We start from the raw sequence: 23,994 nt of genomic DNA, 5'->3' as shown, positions 1-23,994 counted from the left end.
CCTCTCCACGCTCTAGCTCGACACAAACAAAAGACCCCGCACTGTGGCGGGGTCTTTTTTGTGGCAGCAGCACCTGGGCGGGACTTAGCCGCGCTTGGCCTGCTTTTGCGCGATGGCATCGGCCACGTCGGCCGGATCCAGCACTATGCCTTCCTGCTCCGGGGTCGGGAACACGGCCACGCAGAGCTCGTCCTGCTCCATGCCGTCGACCCAGCGATCCAGCCACACCTTGAGGGTGATGGACTGCGGCTTGCAATCTGCCCACTCGCCTTCGGCCCACGCCTTGGCGTATTCCGGATGCGGCCAGACCGGGATGCAGTCTTCGTCTTCGGTGGTCAGCATCATGACGCCGTGCTCGTCGGTCAGAACAAACAGCTCTTCGTGCTCGACCAGCTTGCTGATGAAGTGATCAAAGCGGTAGTCGGCGTTCAGTTGCAGCGCGGCATTGCGCTCGGTGTCGCTAAGTTCATAGCTCATTGGTCAAGTCTCTCATTCAATAAAGGGCGACATGTTCACATCTTGCTGGCGCCTTGTCCAGCAAGAGTACTCAGTCACTCCTGTTTCGGCTATCTCAGCCCAGCGCCGGGGTCACCAGGGTGATCTCCGCCGTCTCGCAGAAACGCTGACGCAGCCAGTAGGCGGACTCCACCTCGACGAAGCAGAGCTGATCCCGCCCGGCCTGCACTCCGTGCATGATCTGCTCGAAGCGCACCTGTTGTTGTTGCTGCCAGGCAGCCGCCAGCTTGGTGCCATGGGCTTCATCGACCACCTCGCGGCGCAGCTCGAACAGGTTATCGGTGATCGGGCTGTTGATCTTGGCAGGGCTGTGCCAGTACATCAACAGGTTGTCCAACATCTCTTCGTCGTAACTCGCCAGCGCGTCCAGCTCGGGCGTCTCGCCCTCGCCGCCGGTCCCAAAATCACACCATCCCGCAGCCAGAGATGCCAGACTTTGCGCCTCGCTCCCCTTGGCATGCTGGCGCAGGGCGGCGACATCAGCCCCCTTGATGGATGGCAGCCAGATATCCCCCTGATGCTCATCGAGCAAGGGGAGCAACAAGGACGGAGCATAAACAGGAAAACGGGGACCTAGGGTGTGCAGCAGAGATACCAGAGTGACAGTGATCATGAGACGCGCCTTGAGCTGGAAGACCTGGGTTCATACCTGGCCAGGGGGACAAAAGAGAGAGCATTCTACCATGTTTACCGGCACGCGGACTCTGCTCGTCCGGTCAGCCGTGGCGTGATGATTTCGGCCAAAAAAACAGCGTTCGGGTACTGCCGGCCCCGAGAAAGCCCAATACTTTGAGCCAGCGCCCACTAAAGTCAAACCGGGAATGCTAGTTTGCATACATCTTTAGCGTAAGGAGTGCATCCATGAGTGGGATCGACCAGGTTTCTGACGATTTTGTGAATGAGCTGAAAATACTGGCATGCTTTGATCCGGCGAACATGAGTCTGGGGATCAAGTTACGCAGCGACATGTCTGAAGAGTTGTGCCTCGCGGCGCAACGCCTGCATCAACAAGGCATGATCAGTGCCGTCGATGGCGGCTATCTGACCCCCTTCGGCATGACCATGCTGGAGCATCTCCAACACCTGCTGGTGGCACTCAAGCCGAATTGAGTTCCTGCGGCGCCCAGAGCGAGAAGTTGAGCAATTCCCAGCGCTTTCCCTGCCGCAACAGACAAGCAAACAACAAAGGACCTTCGGGTCCTTTTACCTTGCCATCGATCAGCCACTCCCCCGCCCGCTTCGGGACAGGCTGCGCCTTGATCTCCTCGGGCTGCCCTTCCTTGCCCAAACGGACCTGCACGAATTGCTGGCACACTGTCACGGCCTCTCTGGCCGCGGGATCCGGCACGGAAGCATTGGCAAGCGCCACGGTCAACAAGAGTGATGAGAGCATGATGATGGTCATTGGCACAGGTGGTTTATGAATATGCCATAAAACAAAAAGCCGTGGCACCAGAGGTACCACGGCTTTCTTAAATTCTGTAAGAATTACAGAGCAGTTACGTTCTCAGCCTGCGGGCCTTTCTGACCTTGGGTCACGGAGAACTGTACGCGCTGACCTTCAGCCAGGGTACGGAAACCGTTACCGCTGATAGCGCTGAAGTGAACGAAAACGTCCGGGCCGTTTTCTTGCTGGATGAAGCCAAAACCTTTGGTTTCGTTGAAAAACTTAACGGTACCGGTGATCATGTTAGACATATCTTTAACCTGTATTCAAAATAATTACTTATGCTTTTCAGCGGGTAAAGCTCAAAAACGGGATTAACTTATGAACAACAGGAAAAGATGCAAAACATCATATTCATTGACATAACTAACGCCCTTTCAAGCTGGTTTAGATTATACGTGCCTTTGTCGATTACGCAACCAAATTTGCACCCCGCCGGGGGCAGGGTGCAATCACTTACGCATCCGCCGCTTCCAGTGCCTGAACCAAGGCTTTGAGGAAGCGCGCCGCCTCCCCACCGGTACAGGCGCGGTGGTCAAATGTCATCGACAAGGGCAGTGCCCGGACCGGCCGCGCCTCCCCATGGATGAAGACCACTTTTTCGAACAGCTTGCCCGCCCCTATGATGGCCACCTGGGGTGGCGTGACGATAGGACTGGCATAGCGGCCTGCAATGGCGCCAAAGTTGGTGAGGGTGATGGTCGCCCCCTGCAGCATCTCCCGCGGCACGGCGCGTGCCTTCACATCGTCGATCATCCGATCCAGCCCGTGCCGAATGTCCACCCTCTCCCGCTCGGCCACATTCTCCATCACCGGCACATAGAGCCCGTGTTTGGAGTCGACGGCAATGGCCACGTTGACTTCCCTGAACAGACGCCTGGACAGGGTATCCCCGTCAAACCAGGCATTCATGGAGGGCTCGGCACGACACGCCACCCCGATGGCCTTGATGAGGCGTACCGTCACGTCTTCGTCTGCCCGCCAGTGACGCAGGTCCACCTCGTCGGTGATGCTGACCGGCACCACCGTCTGGTGGGAGTGTTCCATCGCCTTGGCCATGGCCCGGCGCGAGCCCTTGAGGAACTCGTTGCCGCTGCTCTGCAACGCTTCGAAGGCGCTCTGCACGTCCTGCTCGGTCACCATGCCGGCGCTGCCAGTACCCTTGAGCCTGTCGATGTCCAGCCCCAGTTTTTGCGCCAGCAGACGCACCGCCGGCATGGCCTGCACCAGGGCGCCACCGGGTGCCATGGCACCCACCACGAAGTGATCCTCGATGTGCTGTTGATGGGCGCTGACCTTGCCCACCACGGTGCCGTCATCCTCTCCCCCCTCAAACTCCACCAGGGGAGCGCCGATGTGGAGTATGTCTCCCTCCTGGCCGCACAGCCTGGCGATCACCCCCGCCACCGGCGAGGGCACATCCACCAGCGCCTTGGCGGTTTCCACCGACAGCAGCACCTGATCGACACTCACGGTATCGCCGGCATTGACCTTCCATTCGACTATCTCGGCCTCGGCCAAGCCTTCGCCCAGATCCGGTAATTTGAAAAATTTCATGACCAGTTCTCCATCCGCGGGAACATCACCAAAGGTTGACCGACTTCATAGCTCTTCCTTGCTCGGGCGCCTGGGCGCCAACCGTTGAGAAACGTCATAGCCACTTGTTCTCCATCAGCTGGTGAGCCGCATCCGCGATATCCTGCTCGGTGATGAGGTAATACTCCTCGTTGCGGTAGTAGGGGACGGCGGCATCCACCCCGGTGAGGCGCTTTGGCGGCGCCTTGAGGGAGGTCAACGCCTCCTCGGTGACCCGCGCCACGATTTCGGCACCGACCCCGAAACTGCCACAGGCCTCGTGCACCACCAGCAGGCGGCCGGTCTTGCGCACCGAGGCCAGGATGCTCTCCATGTCCAGCGGCTTGATGGTGGCGAGATCCAGCACCTCGCACTGGATGTCCTGCTCCGCCAGCAGGGCGGCGGCCCGCATCACCTCCTGGATGCAGGCCCCCCAGGCGACCACGGTGAGATCCCGTCCGGGCCTCAGGGTGAAGCAGACATCCAGCGGCAGGCCGACGCCGTCATCCACCACATCCGACTTCATGGAGCGGTAGATGCGATCCGGCTCGAAGAACATCACCGGATCCGGGTCGCGAATGGCCGAGAGCAGCAGGCCATATGCCCGTCTTGGGCTGGAGGGGATGACCACTCTCAGACCCGGGATATGGGCAAACAGGGCTTCGACGCTCTCGCTGTGGTGCTCGGGCGAATGGATGCCGGCGCCATAGGGGGAGCGGTAGACGATGGGACAGGAGAGCCGGCCACGGGTGCGGTTTCGCATCCGCGCCGCCTGGCAGATGATCTGCTCCATGCCGGGGAAGATGAAGCCCTGGAACTGGAACTCGGCCACGGGTTTAAGCCCCTGGGTCGCCATGCCGACCGCCACCCCGGCGATCAGCCCCTCCGCCAGCGGCGTGTCTATCACCCGCTTGAACCCGAACTTGTCGCGCAGCCCCACGGTGGCGCGAAACACCCCGCCGTTGACCCCCACATCCTCACCCAGCACCACTACGTCTGGGTCGTGCTCCATCTCGTGATGCAGCGCCAGATTGATCGCTTCGAGCAGCGTTATTTCACTCATGCCGCCTCCCCAGACCCAGAACCATCTCGTGATGCAATGTCAGGTGAATCGCATCGCGCAGTGTCATGTCACTCATGGTGTGTCTCCCCGCCGCGCTGCTGCATGCCCTTGGCGATGATGCGCTGACGCTGGGCACGGTACTCCCTCGGCAGCTCGGCAAACTGGTAATCGAGCAGGGTTTCCGGCGCCTGGGGCGCCATGCCTTCATAGGCGGCAACGGCACGTTCGACCTCGCGGGCTGCCTCCGCCAGCAACGCCTGCTCCTGATGCTCGTCCCACCAGCCCTGATCGGCCATGAACTGGCGCAGCCGCTTGACCGGCTCCTTGGCCCAGGCGGCTTCCACCTCGGCGGCCTCGCGATAACGGGTTGCATCGTCGGCAGTGGTGTGATCCCCGAGCCGGTAGCTGACGGCTTCGATAAGCGTCGGCCCCTTGCCGCTGCGGGCCCGCTCCATGGCGACGCGAGTCGCCTCATAGACGGCCACCACGTCGTTGCCGTCGACCTGCAGGCTGCGCACCCCGGCCCCTATCCCCTTCTGGGCCAGGGTCGGTGCGCTCGACTGCAGCTTGCGTGGCACCGAGATGGCCCACTGGTTGTTGTTGATGATCATCACCATGGGGAGATGCCAGACGCCGGCGCAGTTGAGCCCCTCGAGAAAATCCCCCTTGGAGGTGCCGCCATCACCTATGGTCACCACTGCGACCCTGGGCTGGTTGCGCAGCTTGAAGGCGGCCGCTATGCCGGCGGCATGGGTGATCTGGGTGGCGATGGGGACGCAGATGGGCAAGTCTTCCGACAACTCGCCATCGGCCTTGTAGAAGACACTGCCCCGTTCATCTCCGCCCCAATACTGCAGGTTCTGCTCCATGGGCACGCCCCGCACATAGAGGGTGGGCATGTCCCGGTAATAGGGCACATAGACATCCTCCGGCCGCATGGCGAGACCGACCCCGATTCCCACCGCTTCCGCCCCGAGATGGGAGGGAAAGGTGCCGAGCTTGCCGGTTCGCTGCAGTGCTATCGCTTTCTTGTCGTAACTGCGCACCATCACCATGTTGCGGTAGAAGGTGTGCAGCATCGCCTTGTCCAGCCAGGTCGGCAGTGTCGCGACCGGGCGCCCCTCCTCATCGAGGTAACGAAGGAAGGGGATGTCGACATGGGTCATAACTGGCTCCTTGCCGTTGTCAGCGTCACCACCATGAGGTGACCCTTATAATGTAAATAAGATGTTAAGCAAAGAGCAACGTGATTCAGCCAGGTAAGACCAGTAGAAACTTCTTTAATTTCAGAAAGAAGATGAGATTTTCGGCGAGCAGAAACGAAGAAGGGAGCCCTTTCGGGCTCCCTGTCAGGGCGAGTTCGGGATCACGCCTATCCTGACCACGCCGCCAGGGGCGCAGGGTTGGCGTGAAAAGATAGGCTCAGATCACTCCCACAGGCGGGTCGGCACCACCAGCAGCATGGTCCGCTGGCCGATGGCCACGTTGGCATTGGGGAAGACCACCGCCTCCCGCGCTTTCTCTACCCTGTACTGCCGATCTCCATCTTCCGCCAGCACAAATCCCTGGGGAAATTCGGTGAAATTGTCCACATCGCTGGCAAACAGGAAACGAAACGCGGCCGTTTGCTTGTTGATCACCCGATCGATGGCAAAAATCGTGAAGTCATCCGCCCGCCAGGGCTCGAGCACCACCTCATCCTGGGTCACCAGCTCCTGCAACGCCTGACGCGCCTCGATGAAGCGGGTCATGTCGTTCTCGCCAAAGGGACGCACCTTGCCGAGCTCCACCGTGAAGGCATGGGCGCTATGCTGATGCGAGCTGTAATAGCTGAAGGTGGTGGTCGGGCCGCTCGAGAGCAGTATGGTGCGCACCCCGCAGGACCCGAGGAACTGCACCTGCTCCTTGCAGTGCGGTCGCTCGTGGGGGAAGGGGTAGACCGCAAACTTCTCGTGGCGGGAGCCGCGAATGGCGGTGTGCAGATCGTAGTGATAGCGGGGCCGGGCGGGATCGGCGAAGAAGCGGCTCACATACTGCTCCAGGCGCATGGCGCGAATGCGCTCCCTGTTGCACAGCCCCTCCCCCTTGCTGTGGGCTCCAGAGAAGAGCCGGTTCATGTTCTCCTCCACCTCGCGCGCCCCCTGGTTCATGGCGGCCGGGTTGCCAAAGAGGAACAGCACCCGGTGGCGGGCCTGAAGCTCCCCGCCGAGCAGCCGGGTCAGCAGCTGGTTGCAGATCTCGATGGGGGCTGTTTCGTTACCGTGAATGCCGCAGGAGAGCACTATGTCCTTGCGCCCGCCTGGCGACTCAGGCGCGGGCTCCAGGCAGAGCACGCCGGTGTCCCACACGCTCACCCGGGTACCGTTGGCCAGGTCGAAGGCAAAAGGCTCGAGCTGCCACTCGTGGCGGCGGGTCAGGGCCAAAAAGTCATGCTGGGGAATCATCCATCTCACCCTCTTGTCTGGAATGCCATGGCCGGATTATACGCAAGGCAAGCGGGCTTAAAATCAATTTTTAAACAAATTCAAACAGTAAGGATACAAAGTTGGCGAGGGATGATGACAACTCATGCCGCAGGGGGCAAACAGCAGGAAAAACAGACAAGGGGAAATGACAGGCAGCGGCAACAGGGTAAGAGTCAGGCCCGTTATGGGGCAAAGAGCATCAGGCAGAGCAGTTCAGATCAGCAAGAAAACGAGGCATCCATGCCCGGTATATCAACCACGCCAGAACGGCTTGGTGGTCTCTTGATAGCGGTCAGCTTCGTTCAGACCAATGTCCTTGAGCAGGTAGGCGGGCAGCTCGGAGAGCTGGCGACGGCTGCGGCTGCGTTCCAGCCAGGTCAGGATGGTCATCTTGACGCGAGCAACCAGATTCGATTCGCTGGAATCCTGGTAACCGGCTTCGGTATAAGTCATGTTGGCCATGATATGGCTCCTCTCTCTAGTTCTGCGCAAGGCTCGGATTTGATGCGCAAAGCTTAGTCAGGGCGAGGAGGTGCCTCAATTGACGAATTTTGATACATGAGATTAGTAAAAGTAATGGCTGATCTCGCCATGGGGTAAAACACAATTCATTGATTTATATGTAAAATATTAACCAGATATTCCCCCTCCCAGCCCGGCAGCATTTTCTCCTGCCCCATCGGCTTCTAACTATGCAGTTTCCCACGTTAGCTATGCAGAGCCCAGGTTCCCGGCAGAGCGCGATCCCCCCCGCCCTGCCACCAATTGTTAATCATTGGATCACTTAAAGATCGTTATTTAACAGAATGATACAGTTAGACAACCCCCGGAAGGCGGCCACGGCAGCCGCCCTTGCACCGCGCTTGAAAGGCGGCACTTGGCGCCTTCCCGCCATACTGGTATGGTTATTTATACAGTAGTTTAATCATGCTCCTGATCGCCGCCTTTAGGGCGACGGATTGGGGGAACACACAGGATATGCCGATGGACACCTTTACCCCCACCGCCGCCCTGCGTCAACAGATGGACGCGCTGGAAGAGGCCCTTGCCCGTCTCGCCAGGCAGCTCGGCCAGCTCGAGTTGCTGGAGGCCCATGTCTATCCCCTGCCCGCAGTACCGCAAGGGGAAGAACATGACCCCATCGAGGCCATCGAGGTGGGTTATCTCTCGGGCGAGGTGGCACTGGCCGCGGCCGTAGCGGCCTTTCAGGATCACAGTGCCCGCCCTGGCTGCTCCACCAAGGCGACTCACCGCCTGCCTGGCTGGTTGCGCTTCTCCGCCGCCAGCGCCCCCCTGTTGCAACCGCTGCTCGATGAGATCAATGGCCACAAGCTCGCCTTCAAGACCCTGGTGCAAGCTGCCGGCGGGCGGGACGAGAAGTTCGAGCTGGTGCACGGCGCACTGCCTGGTGTCATCACCCTGCAGGTCTATCGCAAGCTGACCCTGCTCACCGGAGAGCTGCATTCGCTCGGTTTCACCTGGGCCGACAAGCAGAGCATCAGCCGCCTCACTCGCGAGCAGGTACTGGAGATGCTGGAGCGCAGCCGCCGCTATGTGCCGGCGCTCTCCAGCAACGAGGAGTGGAGCAAGATGGTGGATCAGGAGGTGTATGACATTCGCCGCCTGCCGGCGGATGCGCAGCTGCGGATCCGCCGACCGGTCAAGACCCACCCCATGATCAACCTGCTCTGGCTGGACAGGGAGCCCCGCAAACAGCAGCTCAAGGCGAGTCTGCCCCTGCTGCTCTGCTCGGACAACCCGCCCAGCGTCACTCACCTCGGCCACTATCCGCCCAAGCTGCGCCAGGCGCGGCGGGATCGCAAGATTGGCGGCGAGGCCATCATAGAGCGGCTGCACCTCTATCGCTATCAGGGCTAGCGCACCGTTCCGGCTAACACCGACACGCAGAAACAACAGAGGGGAGCACATCGGCAAGATGTGCTCCCCTCTTCCATATTACATGGTCATATCGCGGGTGATAGCGCGGATCAGCTCATCAGCAGGGCGCGCAGGCTCTCCACGTCCAGGCCACGGACCTCGGACTGGCCGCTCAGCAGGCCATCGGCTAGGGCTCGCTTCTCGTCGTGCAGCGCCACTATCTTCTCCTCCACCGTCTGCTCGCACACCAGTCGATAGACTGTCACCGGCTGGGTCTGGCCCATGCGGTGCGCCCGATCGCTCGCCTGATCCTCCACCGCCGGGTTCCACCAGGGATCCAGGTGCAGCACGGTATCGGCCTGGGTCAGGTTGAGGCCTGTTCCCCCCGCCTTGAGGCTGATGAGGAACAGCGGCACGGGATCGTGGCGGAACCGTAGGATAGACTCCTGGCGGGACTTGGCGGAGCAGCCCCCGTCCAGGTAGCAGTAGTCCCATTTTTTGAGCTCGATGCGGGCTCGCAGCAGGCTCAGCAGATCGACGAACTGACTGAACACCAGCACCCGGTGCCCGCCATCTATGGCTTCCTCCAGGAGCGCCATGGCCTCGTCCAGCTTGCTGCTGGTCTGTGACCACTCCGGCATCACCAGCTCGGGGGAGCAGCAGAGCCGTCGCAAGCGGGTCAGGCCGCTCAGCACGTGCATCAGGGCGCGGCCATCAGCGCTTTGCACCTGCTGCACCACCTCGCGCCTGGTCGCCTCGTAGAGCTGACGCTCCTCGGGGGAGAGGCTGATGTGGTGGATGATCTCGGTCTTGTCCGGCAGCTCGGTCAGCACCTGCTGCTTGAGGCGCCGCAGGATGAAGGGGCTGATCACCGCCCGCAGCAGCGCCATGTGCTGGGGATCCTTCACCGCCTTGCCGAAGCGGCGCTTGAACTCGCCGAGGCTGCCGAGCAGGCCTGGGTTGATGAAGGTGAACAGGCTCCACAGCTCCCCCAGGTGGTTCTCGATGGGGGTGCCGGAGAGGGCCAGGCGAAAATCGCCGTCCAGCTGGAACAGCAGCTTGGCACGCTGGGTGCCGGCATTCTTGATCTGCTGCGCCTCGTCCAGCACCATGCTCGCCCAGCGGCGGGACTTGAGGGACTGGGCCAGGCTGCCGAGCATGCCGTAGTTGACCAGGATGATCTGGCCCGCCTTGGCCTCCTGGATCAGGGTCTCCCGCTCGGCGGGATTCTCGAACACCACCACCTCCAGCTCGGGGGCGAATCGCGTCACCTCCTCCTGCCAGTTGGTGACCACGGACTTGGGCACCACCACCAGGGCGGGGCCGAGGTGCTGGCGCATGCGCAGCACCATGAGCGCCTGAAGCGTCTTGCCAAGGCCCATGTCATCGGCGAGACAGGCGCCAAAGCCATGGTGGGCCAGGGTCGCCATCCAGCGCACCCCCTCCTTCTGATAGTCCCTCAGCGCCGTCAGGAGCTCGGGGGCACACTCCACCTCCTGCTGCCACTCCTGCTGCAGGGAGTGCCAGGCATCATCCCCGGCCGTGGTCACCGCCGACAGCAAGCGAGCCAGGGGATAGGCCAGCTTGTTGTTGATGCGCTGCTCGGTGTCCAGCATGGCCCCCAGCATGGTGAGGCGCTCCACCAGCTTGTCGCTCAGCATCAGGCTGGTCTTCTCGTCGAGCTGAACGGTGCGCTGGCCCGGGGTCAGCTGGCGCAGGATGAGGCGCAAGTCGAGGATCTGGTGCTCATCCAGCGCCAGTGCCCCCTCCACCTGGAACCAGTCCTGGCGACGCTCGATGCGCAGGCTCAGGGCCGCCTCGTCGAGGCTCTTGAGACGGGCGCTGTCCTGATGCCAGTGAACGACCACTCCGGCGTCCACCAGCTCGGGCAGCGCATTGACCAGGGTCAGTGCCTGCTCACCGTCCAGCTTCCATTCGTTGCCCGGCAGGCCAATGGGCAGCTGGTTGCGCAGCAACTGGGCCTCGGCCTTCTCTGCAGCCAGATCCCGTTGCCAGTAGTGATAGTCCCTGACGCCCTGACGCACTATGGCCTCCCCCTTGCCAAGGGGCAACGGCGGCAGATCCCCCTCCCGGGTCACCAGCTGGACCACCAGCTGACCATCCTGCCAGTCCAGCTGGACCGAGGGCACTCCGGGCCAGGGGGTCAGCTCGGCATTGCCGCTGAGCCCCTCGACCTGGCTGTGCCAGGGCAGCTCGGGAATGGCGTCCAGGGTGCGTTGCAGCTCGGCGAGCCCGTCCGCTGGCAGCAGCGGGATGGATTCCAGCGCAGGCAGTCTGTCCAGCAGCGCCTGCGGGGTCAGGATGAGCTGCCACAGATCCTGGGCCAGGGGTACTATGTGCGCCCCTCGCGCCGCAGCGCCCGGGCTCAGGACGGCGCTCATGCCCTGCTCGGTGGCGACCACCTGCAGCAAGGGGGCGCTGATGGCCAGTTGCAGCTTCTGCCCCTTGGCGTTGAACAGGCGCGGATGGCTGGCCAGGGGGGCCCAGGCGTCCCGCGGCAGCTTGCTCATGCCCCTTGGCAGGGTGCGCACCAGGGCCCAGTCCGCCTCGTCGAGCAGAGCGGCATACTGGGTGGAGAGCAGGGCAGGATCGACCCGGCGCCCGGCGGTCCACTCCCCCTTGGTGCTCTGCTTCTGGATCTTGCACTCGAGCTCGGGCCCTTCCGCATGGAGCAACCATACCAGCCGCTCCTGCGCCTTGCGCACGCCGCTGGAGCGCCCCAGCCCCTGCAGCCAGTTGAGCCAGCTGGCCGAGGCGGGGGTCTTGTCCTCATCCTCTGCGTCGCTGGCCGCCTCGGGGATCGGGGTGGCACGCAGTTGCTGCAACGGGGGGCGCTCGGCCCCCTCTCCCAGCAAGAGGCGCAACAGATCCTGGCAGAAGGCCATCAGACGATGACGGGGCTCGGCCTCCAGCACATGGGAGAGATCCCACTTGTGCAGTATGGCCACCTGGGGGCTCTGCTCGCCGTGGCGCGCGAGGGCGCAGAGATCCAGCCAGAGGTAGCCCCAGTGGAGCTCCTCCAGCGGCAGTTGCAGGGTATCGAACAGGCCTATCGCCTGACCGTGGCGATCACCGGCCCACTGTCCCAGCAGATCCGCAAGCAGGGGGAAATGGTTACCAAGGCTGCGCTGCCACTTCTTGCGCTGCTCGCTGGCGAGCACGGGATCGGCCTGCTGCAGCCAGCCCAGCCAGAGCAGGGCGCTGAACATCCTGGGCCAAGGCTCGTGCGCCGCCACTGCCTGCCACTGCCCCAGTGCACCGAGCAGCCGCTCCGCCAGGGGCTGCTCATCCCCCTGCTCGGCCAGTTGCTGCAGGGCCGGCCAGTGAGTGGTCACCTCGCCGGCCAGCGGGCCGCAGAGCCAGTCCCACTCGCTGGCCAGCGCCTCGAGCCGGCTTGCCAGCGCAGGGGCGCAGGCCTCGGTCACGGACGTCAGCGGCCAGTGCGCTTCAGGCTCGGCATCGAGCAGGGTCTGCAGGGCGAAGTGTTCCAGCAGCAGCTGTTGCCAGGCAGGGCTTGAGCCCGCCAGCAGGCGGTGGGCATCGGGCAGGTCCAGCAGGCTCAAGAGATCCGCGCTCTGGTAGTAGGCGGGGATCTGCCCCGCCTCCCCCAGGCAGAGTTCGCGCACCACCCCTTGTGCCATCTCCTGACCCGTGACCGAGGGGACCCGCGTCCAGTCCGGCATGGGGCACTCCCCTGAGCGCACCGCCAGGATCAGGGTCAGGGTGCCCTCCGCCGTCAGGCTCCACTGCTGCTCGGTGCGCAGCCTTATCAATCCCTGTTGTTGCAACTGGTTCAGCGCATCCGTCAGCGCCTGCCCGGGCGAGCGCTGTGGGTACAGCGTGTCCTGCAAATAACGGGTACTGGCGGCGCGCTGCAGTTGCAGCTCGCTGAGCAGGGCATGGCAATCCGAAGAGAGGGTGAAGGCTGACATCAGAACTCGCGGGCAGGTGCAAAGGCGGAATTTTAACGGGAAAGCGGCGGCGGCTCGACCCTTAACCGCGAATTAGTACAAAAAAAGCGGCCAGGCTCATAAAAGCGGAGACTGGGGGCCGGGCGGGTCATCCTCTGCGAGGGCGCTGCGGGCGGCCAACGGGACATGAAAAAAGGCGCCGCAGCGCCTCCTGATGGGGTAAGCCAACTCGCCTAACTCAGCCTTCCAGGCGCGCCAGACGGGCCTCCAGGGCCTGCAACTGCGACTTGAGGCGCTCAACTTCCTCTTCCAGCTGGCTCAGGCGATCGGCGGCAGGAGAGGCATAGCCGCTGGCGGGAGCGGCCTCGGCCAGAGCTTCCAGATCGATTTCGCCACCAAACAGGTGGGCATAGCGGGATTCCCGCTTGCCCGGCTCACGGGGCAGCTTGACCACATAGGGTCCCCGCTCGGCCAGCGCGGCCAGCACCGCATCCACCTCGGTCACATCGTCGAAGCTGCACAGCCGGTTGGTGCGCGAGCGCAGCTCGCCCGGGGTCTGGGGGCCCCGCAGCAAGAGCTCGCAGATAATGCCGAGCTCCTGGGCGCTGAACTTCAGTTCACCAAACTCGGTGTTGCAGAAACGGTGCTGATAGCGGGGCACCCGGGCATTGAAGCCGGCTGTGTTGACCACCAGACGGCGGCGGATCAGTTCGTCGATGACGGCGCGGATATCCAGCTCGGCGAGCTCGAGCACGGGTTCGCGATTGCTCTTCTGGTTGCAGGCATTGACCAGTGCATTGAGAGAGAGAGGGTACTGATCCGGCGTGCAGATCTCTTTCTCTATCAGGCAGCCGATCACGCGAGCCTCTAATGGGCCTAGTACTATCTCCATTTCATACTCCCTTGCCAAACAAGACGTTAAGACGGTTATCTTAGCCAAGGCGCTCTCGCCGTCCAGCACTGAACCGCATTTTTGCGAGCCGATGAAACCCTTGATGAAACATCGTACAATCCGGCCGCAACCAGGGGGCTAACCCCCCTGACATCATACCGCCAGGCAGCCCCCTAGACGGACTTGTCGACCCGGGTATCCGTTCCCGTGGTCAGGATGCGCACCTTGTCCCCCTTGTTGAATCTGAGCGCGGGATCCTGATCCTGCACGACGTTGAGCAGTTTTCCCGCCTCGGTCTTGATTAGCAGCTCGACCCTCTGCTTGCCCTGCACGCTCTGCTGGTTGCCCTGACGGCGACGGGAAGCCTCGGCTCCCGCCACAGCCCCCACAGTGGTGGCGACAGTCTGGCCCGAGCCACCACCAAATTGGCTGCCGACGGCCGCCCCCAGGGCAGCGGCCCCTATGGTGCGAAGTGGCCGGGTTCCGCCCTGCTGGGGTGCCGCCTCCTGGGTCAGGACGCGGCTCTCTTGCACTGTGCCGTATTCCACCTGGGCGCTGGTGCCTGCGAGGGCCGGTGTGCCCATCAGAATGAGCAGGCTGGTAACCATGAATGCAATCTTCTTCACTATGTCGACTCCGATGACGACTGAGACCCGATGGCGCCGACACCGCGCCTGCGCGGTCCCGCCATCCCCATTCGGGAGACTACACCGCCGATCCTGACTGTGAGCTTGCCTGAAGTGGAAATGATCACGGCCGCAAGGCGGCCGTGATGGAGTAAGGGAAAGCGGTGTCCGGCCCGCTCATGAGGAGGGCTTGGGCTCCAGGGTAGCGGCGACCGATTTGGCCGCCGAGGCGGTGAGCAAGGGCTCACCCGGATAGAGCATCAGCGCCTGGGTGCGCAGGCGGTCGGCCTCCTCGGTCCGCCCCAGCGCATTGAGGGCAATCACCATGTTGGCGTAGATGTTGGCCCTGGGGGTATGGCGTACAAACGCCTGCCCCCAGTCGAGATAGGCTTCCAGCTCTGCCTTGTTGTTGGCCTGCAAGCCCACCATCAGGCGCACCGCGTTGACGTCGAACTCTACCCGGGTCAGCCAGGCCATGGGGTTGACGATGTCGAGCAGCAACGCAGGCTGCTTGTAGCCACCGCGCTCATACTTGGTCACCACCCAGGCGGTATGCAGAGCCGTCAGCATGAAGGGGACGACAGTCAGGGGAATGCCAATGGCCAAGAAACGCAGCAAGAGCCAGGGGCGGTAGATATGCTCCCGCCAGTTGGCGTGGCCCGCCGTCCCCCCCTCCTCCACTTCCGCATCCAGCACATGGATGAGCAGCAGCAGCGCCCACCACAGGGCGATGGCGTGGTAGAAGGGATACTCGGTCTGGGTGTGCAGCAGAATGGGAGTCACCAGTGCCAGCAAGGCCATCCCCCTGACCCAGCCGGCCCTACCCAGTCGCCACAGCAGGGCCCCGCCCACTAGCGCCATGCCGAGCATGGGGGCAAGCCCCCCTTCCACCGCCCAGTAGAGAAACTCGTTGTGGGGGTGATCCAGGTTGTACTCGATCTGCACCATGGCGGGGTTGAGCGCCTTGTCCGCCATGTAATGCTGGAGGAACACGGACTCGAAACTGCCATAGCCCCAGCCGGTCCAGGGCGCCTCGGCAATCAGCCTGGCGGCATAGGGCCAGTAGATGGATCTCATGCCGCCGGACTGATATATCTCCAGCCCCCGCCTGACCCCCGCCATCCAGTACTGGGATGCCAGCCCGAGCGCTATGCCCAGCCCAACCAGCCCCAACACCCGCCCCAGTTGCCGCTCGCGATGCAACTGCGGCAGCAGCAGGATCAGAGCCAAGGCCCCGCCCAGCTGGCCCACCCGGGACTGCAGCACCACCAGTAGCAAGGCGGTCGCCAGGATCACGCCATGACGCAGCCCCTTGAGCCAGGGGTTGGCGTGCCCTCGCATCTGAAGCCATATCGCCAAAGCAAACCCGGTTGCCATAAAGGTCGCCATCACGTTGGGTTGCTGGAAGATACCGTAAGGGCGATTAGTTCTGGTGTCGTAGCCTATCCAGTTGCCCGGCACCAGCAGGTAGTACTGCACCAGGCCGAGCAACGCCTCTATGGCTACTGCCCCCAGCAGCAGGTAGAGCAGCCGATCCCGCATCTGACGGTCCAGTCGCCATTGATAGAGGCAAGCGAGAAACAGCAGACCGGCAAACAGCCCCAACAGGCGGGGGATGGCATAGTCCTTGAGCTCGAAGCCCGGATAGGCCATGGGCAAGAGCAGCAGCAAGGCCCCCAGCCACAACGCCGTTAGCAGCGGCGAAACCACCAGCCGCTGGCTGAGGGTGACCTGCCACAGCCCCAGCGCCATCACCAGGCTCGCGAAGATCCAGCCCCAGGCGTTGAAAGGCAGATAGAGCCCGGCCCCGCCCGGGTTGTGCATGAAAAAGTGCATGCCCAGCAGCCAATAGAGGATGCTGACCAAGCCAAAGATCCCTGTTGTTGTCCTCATCGTCCCTGATCCCTGCAGTGTCATTCTCATGGTGTCGTCACCAAGCAACCCATACGTAAAAGGGGGCAACAGCCCCCCTTGTTCACTTCCTTGTCATCATGCCGGTTCTGGCCTGCGAAACGCATGACGTACCAGCACTATCCCCACTCCCAGCATGCCGCCAAGCAAAGTGGCCAAGACCACGACCAGTGAGCGCTTGGGTTTGTCACGGCTCAGGGGTTCACTCGGTGAAGCCAGATAGGCGAAGGACTGGAACGGTAGCTCCTCCAGCTTGATGGCCTGGAGACTGCTGAGTTGCAGACGCAGATCGCTCAGCGCCGGGTTGAGGAACTCGGGATTCTTGATCTCCTTGAGGATCTTGAGCTTCTCAGCCAGGGCGCGAGCCCCCAGATCGATGGGCAGGCTGCCCTGATCCTGCAGGTTCTGTACCGGCGCCTCCAGTCCAGCCACCTGGGCAATACGCAGGCTGTATTCGGTACGCAAGATGTCGTCTTGCAACTGTTTGAGGGTATCTATTTTGGCACTCTCGAACTGGGTCTGCAGCGTCTTGATCCGGTTCTGCCAGATGGTGCCCAGTTCCTTGCCCTTGATCGCCGACTCCTGCTGCTGGATGAAGGCGATGTATTGCTCCAGGCGCTCCTTGGCCTCGGCCGCCGTGTCTGCGGCGAAGGAGAGGGTGACATCTTCACGCAGTTTGTCCGTGGCCTTGGCATTGATCCCTTCGGTCATCGTCTTGAGCAACAGTCGCTTGCCTTTCGCGTCCGTTACTCCGGACTGCGCCGCCTCGGCATCCAGATAACCTTTCTCCATCAGAAACTGACGCTTGTTATTGAAGCTATTGAAGTTGTTGACGAAATCTCCGTAGAGCGCCTTCTTGTCAAAGGAGGTGAAAGCCGCCGCCGGCACCTGGGCATTGATCAGCTGGTTGATATTGAGCTCGAGTGATTCCACCTCCTTGAGGGTGGGCGACTTGATCTCGGCCTGGCTGACCCAGACCTGAGGCGCCAGCAGGGCATAAGCTATACCTGCTGCAGCGAATACCCCTGCGACCAGCAGGATCAGGATCTTCTGGTGCCATAACACCAGGATCAGCTCACGCAGATCTATCTCATCGCCGGCGGATGCTTGCCAACCCTGAGGTAACTGTTTGTCAGAATTATCGAATACCTGTTTGTTCATACTGAGCTCTAAAGATGATGAAGTTACTTCCAGAAAGGGGCGTGACGGTCTTTGTCAGACAAGATCAATGGCACATTGTCCATGAGGGGCCACGCAATAGCCAGCGTCGGATCCGACCAGTTGAGAGATGCCTCCAGCTCGGGAACATAATAGTCGGTGCATTTATACAGCACATGGGCCCATTCGCTCTGTACATAGAAGCCGTGGGCAAACCCGGGAGGGATCCACAGCCCTCCGTCTTCCGCCGAGAGCTGCATGCCAACCCATTGGCCATAGGTCGGACTCCCAGTGCGCACATCGACCGCCACATCGAAGATGGTGCCGGTAATCACCTGTACGAGCTTGCCTTGCGGTCTCTCCCTCTGATAATGAAGGCCACGCAGCGTCCCTTGCCGGGAGCGACTCAGGTTGTCCTGAACGAAGCAAAGATCGCCACATTGTTGCGTGAAGTCCTGGTGGCGAAACAGCTCCATAAAGCAGCCTCGCTCATCTTCATGACGCTGGTGCTGGATGTGTAACACATCCGGAATTTTCAATGAAATAAAGTGCATAGGTGATGTCTTTGAATAGATGGGAAAAGATATATCACCCAATAGACAACCTTATCAATCCCAATCGGAATGAGTCTTGCCAAAAGGCGCTTGCAACAAACGCAGCAGATAGGCGCCATACCCACTCTTTGCAAGAGGGCGTGCCAAGGCCCGAAGCTGTTCATCTGATACCCAGCCACGGCGCCAGGCGATCTCCTCGGGAGCAGCAACTTTGAGCCCCTGCCGTTTTTCAAGAGTCTGAATGAAGCTGCTGGCCTCCTGCAGACTGTCGTGGGTACCGGTATCGAGCCAGGCTGAACCTCGCCCCATAAAGCAGATATCCAGGCGCTGCTGTTTCAGATAACACAAATTGACATCGGTGATCTCAAGCTCCCCCCGCCCCGACGGGTGCAGGGTACGGGCTATCTTGCTAGCGTCAGCGTCATAAAAATAGATGCCTGTCACCGCATACTGGCTCGCCGGGGAGGCGGGCTTCTCGACGATCGTTTGCACCCTCCCCTCTTCATCGAATCCAAGGACGCCGTATCGCTCCGGATCCTGCACATGATAGGCAAACAGGGTGGCGCCCTGCGCCTTGGCGCTCGCACGCTGCAACTGGCGAGGCAGCTCGGTGCCGTAGAAGATGTTGTCCCCCAGAATAAGGCAGCAGGGACTCCCGGCCAGAAAAGGCTCTGCAATCAGCAGGGCCTGTGCCAGTCCATTGGGCTCATCCTGCACCGCGTAGCTGAAACGCATCCCCCATTGGCTGCCATCCCCAAGCAGCAATTCGAAACGGGGCAGATCCAGTGGCGTGCTGATGATCAGAATGTCACGGATACCTGCCTGCATCAGGGTCGAGAGGGGATAATAGATCATGGGTTTGTCATAAACCGGCAGCAGTTGCTTGCTGATGGCCAAAGTCGCCGGATAGAGCCGGGTGGCCGAACCACCGGCCAGTATGATGCCTTTACGCTGGATCATGCATGGGACTCCATGGAGTTAAGAGGGGCAACTCATGGGTGGGGGCGAACACCCACCGCCCCAAGATCGGCATCTTGGCTGGCCAGCCAGCTAGCCATCTGCTCCTGCCAGGAAGGCAGCCTGATGCCAAAAACAGTAGAGAACAGTCGGCAATCGAGCCTGGAGTTGAGCGGACGACGGGCCGCCTGGGGCCAGTTCGCCGACGGAATGGGATTAACCGGAACGGAATGCGTCAACAGCCCCAACCGACAAGCTTCTCGTACCAGCGCAGAGGCAAAGCCATACCAGCTTGTCTCCCCCTCGCACGTCAGATGATACAAGCCTCCCTTACCCGGATCGTTCAGCACTTGTGACAGCGCAAACACCGCTACCCTTGCCAGCCAGTGAACCTGGGTCGGCGCACCCCATTGATCATCCACCACTTGAAGGCCCCCCCCCTCCCTGGCGCGGTCAAGTATAGAACGAGCGAAATGCGGGCCTTCACCACCATAGAGCCAGCTGGTGCGAAGGATCAGATGATCAGGACACAACGCTTGAATGGCCTGCTCACCGGCATACTTGCTTGCACCATAGACATTGATGGGATTGGGCTTGTCCGTCTCAGCCCAGGGTCTTATCCCTGTGCCATCAAACACATAGTCGGTGGAGAAGTGCACCAGCAGCGCCCCCCTGTTACAGGCTTCCCGGGCAAGGAGTGCCACCGCCTGATGATTGATGCGATCTGCCAGCACAGGCTGACTCTGTGCAAGATCGACTGCCGCATAGGCAGCCCCGTTGAGGAGCACCTCCGGCTGATGGCGATCCAGGGCACCAATCAGCGCACGGGGGTCGGTGATGTCGCACTCAGACCTGCCAAGGGCCGTCACCTGCCAATGGGGGTAATCCCGGCAAAGGGCAGAAAAAAGGGCTCGTCCCAACTGGCCACGAGCCCCCAGCAACAAGATCCGCATCGGAATTACCGTGCGCCAAAACCGGTCAGAATGGTGCGGATGGTCTTGAACACGATGAGCACATCCAGCCAGAGGGAGAAGTGCTTGATGTAGTAAAAATCGTGCTCAATCTTGATGCGCGTGTCATCGGCATCGGCAGCATAGCCGTGCACCACTTGCGCCCAGCCACTGATCCCGGGCCGCACTATATGGCGATACATGTAGAAGGGGATCTCCCGTTCGAACTGATCGACGAAGGTACGCTGCTCCGGTCTCGGCCCAATCAGGCTCATGTCCCCTTTGAGAACGTTGAAGAACTGCGGCAACTCGTCGATACGCAGCTTGCGGATCACCTTGCCCACCCGAGTGACGCGCATGTCACCGTCCTGGGCAAACTGGGCACCGTGCTGCTCGGAGTTCTGGCACATACTGCGGAACTTGTAGATCCTGAAATCCTGGTTACCCTTCCCTACCCGGTTTTGCAGGAACATCACGGGGCCCGGGCTCTCCAGCTTAATGAGGATGGCCGTCACCAGCATCAAGGGGGAGAACAGCGGGATCGCGATCACCGCGGCCAGTATGTCCATGCCCCGCTTGATGAAGGCATACACGGGAGAGGGTAACAGGGAGCCAAGCTGGTTCTCGTGCAGATGGTCAATCTTCACCCGGCCGGTGAGGGTCTCGCTGATCTGCTTGATGTGATAGACGGGGATATGAGCCAGAGCGCAGCGAGCGAGGAAACGCTCCCACTCGCCAGCCAGCTTCTCATCCCTAAGGTCTGCCACCACGGCGTCATAGCGCACGGCACCGAGATCGGGTTTGTCCAGCAGACGCCACTGCACGCTGGTGTGCTGAGTCAGGGCCTGGTAGTCACCAAAGGGCAGCAAGGCATACTTGGGCGTCCGGTAACGGCGGCCGATGAAGTAGGCCAGCCAGCAGCAAAGCAGCGCCACCAAATATGACTCGAACAACACCTGCCTGCTGTAAGGCAGACGCAGGAAGAAGAGGATCCCTACAAGAGCACCATAAAGGGTCGTCACAGTAGGGATCATATAGGCCACCGGGCTGGCCCCCGGGTAGCGCAAGAAACGTTGGAGCACTATCCCTGTCAGCAGGAAGGCCACAAAGGCACCGCTCAAGGTATTGATCCGGACGGCATCAAGCTGATGCCAAAACTCCAGGCCCCATCGCTCTATGGCTGGCAAACAAACAGCAAGCAAGGCCCCGAAGATGAACAAGGCAGGAGGGCTGAATAACACACGTTCATACCAGCGTGAGTGACGGCGTTGAAAGGACAAAGTTACCCCCAGAGATCGAAATAAAGGTCAAAAAAATACATAATTTTCTAATTCTACTCGCGAATTCGTTTTTTCAACGCGATGACGACATAGCTAAGCCAATGATACAAACTATCTGGCAAGCTTAACAACAACTTGTGTCGATAGATATGCCACTGCCATTTCGCTGCGGTCAATTTATTTGCAGATAATGAGTTTGAACTCAATCTATAACGAGCAACGATGTCTTGTACGCAGGCAGCCTTTTTTGCAGCCTTCATTATTGCAAGCCACATCAAGTAATCTTCATGCCCACAGCGCTCCTGGTAAAATGTGCCAAGCAGCTCGCGGTTATATATTCCTGTCAGATTTCCTATCCGGTTGCTGTTTAGCATATCTTCGTAGCTGAATTCCATCGGGCTGGTTCGCACTGACACGGGGCGATCAATGTCATCAGACAGAAAAGTAGAGTAATTGCCACACACCACAGCATACCCTTGCTCCAGCAAAGATATCTGTCTTTCCAGTTTGTTTACTTCCCAGAGATCATCACTATCCAGAAAAGCAATATACTTGCCCTTGGCAGATTGAATACCGACATTGCGGGCATTGGCTACACCACCATTATCCTTGAGCAGGATATATTCGATTCTATCATCATGGATATCTGCCACAACATTCGCTGTGTCATCTGTTGATGCATCATCAACAATATAGAGGCGCCAATCGCCAAATGATTGGGACAATACAGATTCAACACTATGCCGTATATATCTTGCCGCATTATATGCGGGCATGATAATAGACACTAATTCAAATGGCATTTATATCAACCTCATCCACTGTTTGACAATGATCTCGGGTGAATAGCGTTCTGCTGCAGACAAGGCAGCGAGCTGCATATTTCTGCGTTCATCATCCGAGTTCATTAAATAGACCAACTTGTCCTTGTATGCCTCCATGTCACCATCCAATACCAAGAATCCATCAACACCTTCGCTGATAATTTCTCTTGGCCCGGTCTTGCAATCAAATGCTACAGCAGGTAACCCAAAAGATTTTGCCTCTATAAGAACCAAAGGTAACCCTTCATAACGAGAAGTCATAGCCAATATGCTTGCAGCCTTATATTCAGCACCAATTTGTGGAGAGGCTGGTTCAAAAGAGATAGAATCAGAAACAGAAAGTTGACATGCTAATTGAGTCAACATCTCCTTTTCTTCACCATCACCAACTATTTTCAAAATCCAATGTTGGCGCAATACTTCAGGTAAATAAGACCAAATATATATCAATCTAGAGAAATTCTTCTGCTGATTTAAACGTCCTACGGCTAAGACGACTTTTTTCTTTTCAGATAAAGCCGATATGGGCATGGTCGGATAAAGAGTGGGATTCGGGATTACAGTTACTGGAGTGGTAGTACGAGATTCCAGAAGATCATAATCATGCTTGGTTAATAGCACCAGCTGATCGGCAAGACCATAACTAAATAGCTTCATGAGCCTTACGGGAGTAGATGATGTTTCAAAACCTACATGCTCACTAAGTATTAACTTACTCTTTATAAAAAAGAGCCTTTTTAGCAGAGCTAGTTTAAAAGAAAGCCTCCCCATTGATATTGATATTATGCTATCACATTTCAGCTTTTTTAAGTGAGCACCCAGTTTCAATATAGATGGAGAGTTAACATAGGAGATTGTTATCCCATGGTCCAAGTGATAGAAGGGATCTCCATTCTTCACAATTGACACAAGAACAACTTGATTGCCTAGCAAGGAAAGTTGGTTTGATAAAAAAGTGGCAATTCGCTCAGTCCCGCCAGAGGCTGAAATATCGTTTATCACTATTGCGATGTTCTGGCTCACACTGTCTTCCTTATACACTCACATGAAAGTCCGTTTAAACATCATACGTGATATCAAATATTCAAAATTATAGTATGACAATAAACAACAGAGTATGACTTTAAAGGTTTTCCTAAACACATTTTTATCACTATATGCCGATGACAGCATATTAGTTGAATATATGTGTAAGATTTCTGTCAAAGGCCATGATTTTATCTTTTTCGCCAGTTCGTCTTCACTGAATCCATCGTCATCACTTTTATTTACCAAACGTCGCTTGTGTAATTCAAGTACATACCGGTGTGTCTTGCGCTGCTTTAAACTGGCAGTACTCGCTGTATTACCTTCTCTTTGCCTAATCAGCATTAAATACTCGGGAAGATTGTCACAGCAATATCCCATATCCAGAGCTCTCAAAATGAAATCATAATCCTCAGCATATGGAATATTACGATACCCATTAAGCCTCTCATATATTTCTCTTTTAGCAAGCCATATATGTGCAATAGGTGATGCATATTTACTCGCATCAATTACGAATTCTTTTCCAACCGGCATTTTGCCTTTCGATAAAATATTGCCATCAGCGTTAACTGCTATCATCTGACAACCGACTAAATCCACGTTATTATTTTTAATAAAATCTAGCTGATTTCTTAATCTTGTTTTTAGAGATATATCATCACCATCGAACCTGGCTATATAATCTCCTTTAGACATCAAAAAAGCAAAGTTTAAAGTCTTACATATTTTAATGTTAGATTTATTTTTATATGCTTTAATGTTATCAAATCTATTTGCCCAGCGTTGAACTTTATCAAAGGTATCATCTGATGAGCAATCATCGACAACGATGATCTCAAGCTTCACATCATCCTGATTAATAATGCTCTCTAAAGCTTCGTCAACATATTCAGATACATTATAGACAGGAATAATGACTGAAATCAGCTCATCCATA

The 23,994-nt window shown here is 58.7% G+C and carries 23 protein-coding genes; 2 read left to right on the top strand and 21 right to left on the bottom strand.

Translation table 11 applies throughout. The features are described 5' to 3' along the window. Nucleotides 1–84: 84 nt before the first annotated feature. Nucleotides 85–477, bottom strand: a complete 393-nt coding sequence (locus WIR04_RS07250) for a DUF2750 domain-containing protein (protein WP_005331447.1) — start codon at nt 475–477, stop codon at nt 85–87. A 94-nt stretch (nt 478–571) separates the two neighbouring features. Beyond that, nucleotides 572–1,129 (bottom strand): hypothetical protein, encoded by a 558-nt coding sequence (locus tag WIR04_RS07245; RefSeq protein ID WP_338891576.1) that lies wholly within the window; start codon nt 1,127–1,129, stop codon nt 572–574. A gap of 248 nt (nt 1,130–1,377) precedes the next feature. Here WIR04_RS07245 and WIR04_RS07240 point away from each other — a divergent pair, with 248 nt between their 5' ends. After that, nucleotides 1,378–1,626 carry a TIGR02647 family protein gene (locus WIR04_RS07240; RefSeq protein WP_025327553.1) on the top strand — a complete coding sequence of 83 codons (249 nt, stop codon included), beginning with the start codon at nt 1,378–1,380 and terminating at the stop codon, nt 1,624–1,626. Here WIR04_RS07240 and WIR04_RS07235 read toward each other — a convergent pair. The 7 genes from WIR04_RS07235 to WIR04_RS07205 form a co-directional block, all read right to left on the bottom strand. Continuing rightward, on the bottom strand, nt 1,613–1,921 hold the full coding sequence (locus tag WIR04_RS07235) for a hypothetical protein (protein WP_080675170.1): 309 nt from the start codon (nt 1,919–1,921) through the stop codon (nt 1,613–1,615). The two genes, WIR04_RS07240 and WIR04_RS07235, sit on opposite strands and share 14 nt — an antisense overlap. A gap of 83 nt (nt 1,922–2,004) precedes the next feature. Beyond that, nucleotides 2,005–2,214 carry a cold-shock protein gene (locus WIR04_RS07230; RefSeq protein ID WP_005331438.1) on the bottom strand — a complete coding sequence of 70 codons (210 nt, stop codon included), beginning with the start codon at nt 2,212–2,214 and terminating at the stop codon, nt 2,005–2,007. A 205-nt stretch (nt 2,215–2,419) separates the two neighbouring features. Beyond that, complete coding sequence (locus WIR04_RS07225; RefSeq protein ID WP_338891575.1) at nt 2,420–3,520, bottom strand: dihydrolipoamide acetyltransferase family protein; 1,101 nt, start codon at nt 3,518–3,520, stop codon at nt 2,420–2,422. A 94-nt stretch (nt 3,521–3,614) separates the two neighbouring features. Further along, on the bottom strand, nt 3,615–4,601 hold the full coding sequence (locus WIR04_RS07220) for an alpha-ketoacid dehydrogenase subunit beta (RefSeq protein ID WP_234569727.1): 987 nt from the start codon (nt 4,599–4,601) through the stop codon (nt 3,615–3,617). Nucleotides 4,602–4,669: 68 nt separating this feature from the next. Then, nucleotides 4,670–5,767: a pyruvate dehydrogenase (acetyl-transferring) E1 component subunit alpha gene (gene pdhA, locus WIR04_RS07215; RefSeq protein WP_025327557.1), complete on the bottom strand. Its 1,098-nt coding sequence runs from the start codon at nt 5,765–5,767 to the stop codon at nt 4,670–4,672. A gap of 261 nt (nt 5,768–6,028) precedes the next feature. Beyond that, complete coding sequence (gene astE, locus WIR04_RS07210) at nt 6,029–7,045, bottom strand: succinylglutamate desuccinylase (protein WP_338891574.1); 1,017 nt, start codon at nt 7,043–7,045, stop codon at nt 6,029–6,031. A 273-nt stretch (nt 7,046–7,318) separates the two neighbouring features. Further along, complete coding sequence (locus WIR04_RS07205) at nt 7,319–7,528, bottom strand: DUF1127 domain-containing protein (protein WP_338891573.1); 210 nt, start codon at nt 7,526–7,528, stop codon at nt 7,319–7,321. A gap of 522 nt (nt 7,529–8,050) precedes the next feature. On the opposite strand from WIR04_RS07205, the gene WIR04_RS07200 reads away from it, so the two are divergent. Further along, a complete protein-coding gene (locus tag WIR04_RS07200) occupies nt 8,051–8,944 on the top strand; it encodes a DNA replication terminus site-binding protein (RefSeq protein ID WP_338891572.1) in 894 nt (297 codons plus the stop codon). Nucleotides 8,945–9,054: 110 nt separating this feature from the next. Here the strand turns inward: WIR04_RS07200 and WIR04_RS07195 are convergent, their stop codons facing one another. The 12 genes from WIR04_RS07195 to WIR04_RS07140 all read right to left on the bottom strand — a co-directional run bounded on the left by WIR04_RS07195 (nt 9,055) and on the right by WIR04_RS07140 (nt 23,993). Next, nucleotides 9,055–12,897: a DEAD/DEAH box helicase gene (locus tag WIR04_RS07195; protein ID WP_338891571.1), complete on the bottom strand. Its 3,843-nt coding sequence runs from the start codon at nt 12,895–12,897 to the stop codon at nt 9,055–9,057. 217 nt (nt 12,898–13,114) lie between these two features. Further along, the gene (locus WIR04_RS07190) at nt 13,115–13,768 is read right to left on the bottom strand and encodes a YceH family protein (RefSeq protein WP_338891570.1); all 654 of its coding nucleotides are present in this window, start codon (nt 13,766–13,768) and stop codon (nt 13,115–13,117) included. 173 nt (nt 13,769–13,941) lie between these two features. Continuing rightward, complete coding sequence (locus tag WIR04_RS07185) at nt 13,942–14,394, bottom strand: glycine zipper 2TM domain-containing protein (protein ID WP_338891568.1); 453 nt, start codon at nt 14,392–14,394, stop codon at nt 13,942–13,944. A gap of 177 nt (nt 14,395–14,571) precedes the next feature. After that, nucleotides 14,572–16,287, bottom strand: coding sequence for a PglL family O-oligosaccharyltransferase (locus WIR04_RS07180; RefSeq protein ID WP_338891566.1), 1,716 nt, complete (start codon nt 16,285–16,287; stop codon nt 14,572–14,574). Nucleotides 16,288–16,383: 96 nt separating this feature from the next. Then, nucleotides 16,384–17,466 carry an LPS O-antigen chain length determinant protein WzzB gene (locus WIR04_RS07175; RefSeq protein ID WP_338891564.1) on the bottom strand — a complete coding sequence of 361 codons (1,083 nt, stop codon included), beginning with the start codon at nt 17,464–17,466 and terminating at the stop codon, nt 16,384–16,386. A gap of 23 nt (nt 17,467–17,489) precedes the next feature. Then, nucleotides 17,490–18,017, bottom strand: coding sequence for a dTDP-4-dehydrorhamnose 3,5-epimerase (rfbC, locus tag WIR04_RS07170; RefSeq protein ID WP_338891562.1), 528 nt, complete (start codon nt 18,015–18,017; stop codon nt 17,490–17,492). Between the two features lie 54 nt (nt 18,018–18,071). Next, entirely contained in the window at nt 18,072–18,977 is a 906-nt protein-coding gene (gene rfbA / locus WIR04_RS07165) for a glucose-1-phosphate thymidylyltransferase RfbA (RefSeq protein WP_338891560.1), read from the bottom strand. A 32-nt stretch (nt 18,978–19,009) separates the two neighbouring features. Then, on the bottom strand, nt 19,010–19,927 hold the full coding sequence (rfbD, locus tag WIR04_RS07160) for a dTDP-4-dehydrorhamnose reductase (RefSeq protein WP_338891558.1): 918 nt from the start codon (nt 19,925–19,927) through the stop codon (nt 19,010–19,012). A gap of 5 nt (nt 19,928–19,932) precedes the next feature. Beyond that, the gene (locus WIR04_RS07155; protein WP_338891556.1) at nt 19,933–21,045 is read right to left on the bottom strand and encodes a sugar transferase; all 1,113 of its coding nucleotides are present in this window, start codon (nt 21,043–21,045) and stop codon (nt 19,933–19,935) included. Between the two features lie 212 nt (nt 21,046–21,257). Further along, nucleotides 21,258–22,007: a glycosyltransferase family A protein gene (locus WIR04_RS07150; RefSeq protein WP_338891554.1), complete on the bottom strand. Its 750-nt coding sequence runs from the start codon at nt 22,005–22,007 to the stop codon at nt 21,258–21,260. Next, complete coding sequence (locus WIR04_RS07145) at nt 22,008–23,051, bottom strand: glycosyltransferase family 4 protein (RefSeq protein ID WP_338891552.1); 1,044 nt, start codon at nt 23,049–23,051, stop codon at nt 22,008–22,010. An 18-nt stretch (nt 23,052–23,069) separates the two neighbouring features. After that, the gene (locus WIR04_RS07140) at nt 23,070–23,993 is read right to left on the bottom strand and encodes a glycosyltransferase family 2 protein (protein WP_338891550.1); all 924 of its coding nucleotides are present in this window, start codon (nt 23,991–23,993) and stop codon (nt 23,070–23,072) included. Between the last annotated feature and the right edge of the window lies 1 nt (nt 23,994).

Source organism: Aeromonas rivipollensis (genome assembly GCF_037811135.1).
GTDB lineage: Bacteria > Pseudomonadota > Gammaproteobacteria > Enterobacterales > Aeromonadaceae > Aeromonas > Aeromonas rivipollensis.
This window is presented reverse-complemented; position numbering and strand designations above follow the sequence as displayed.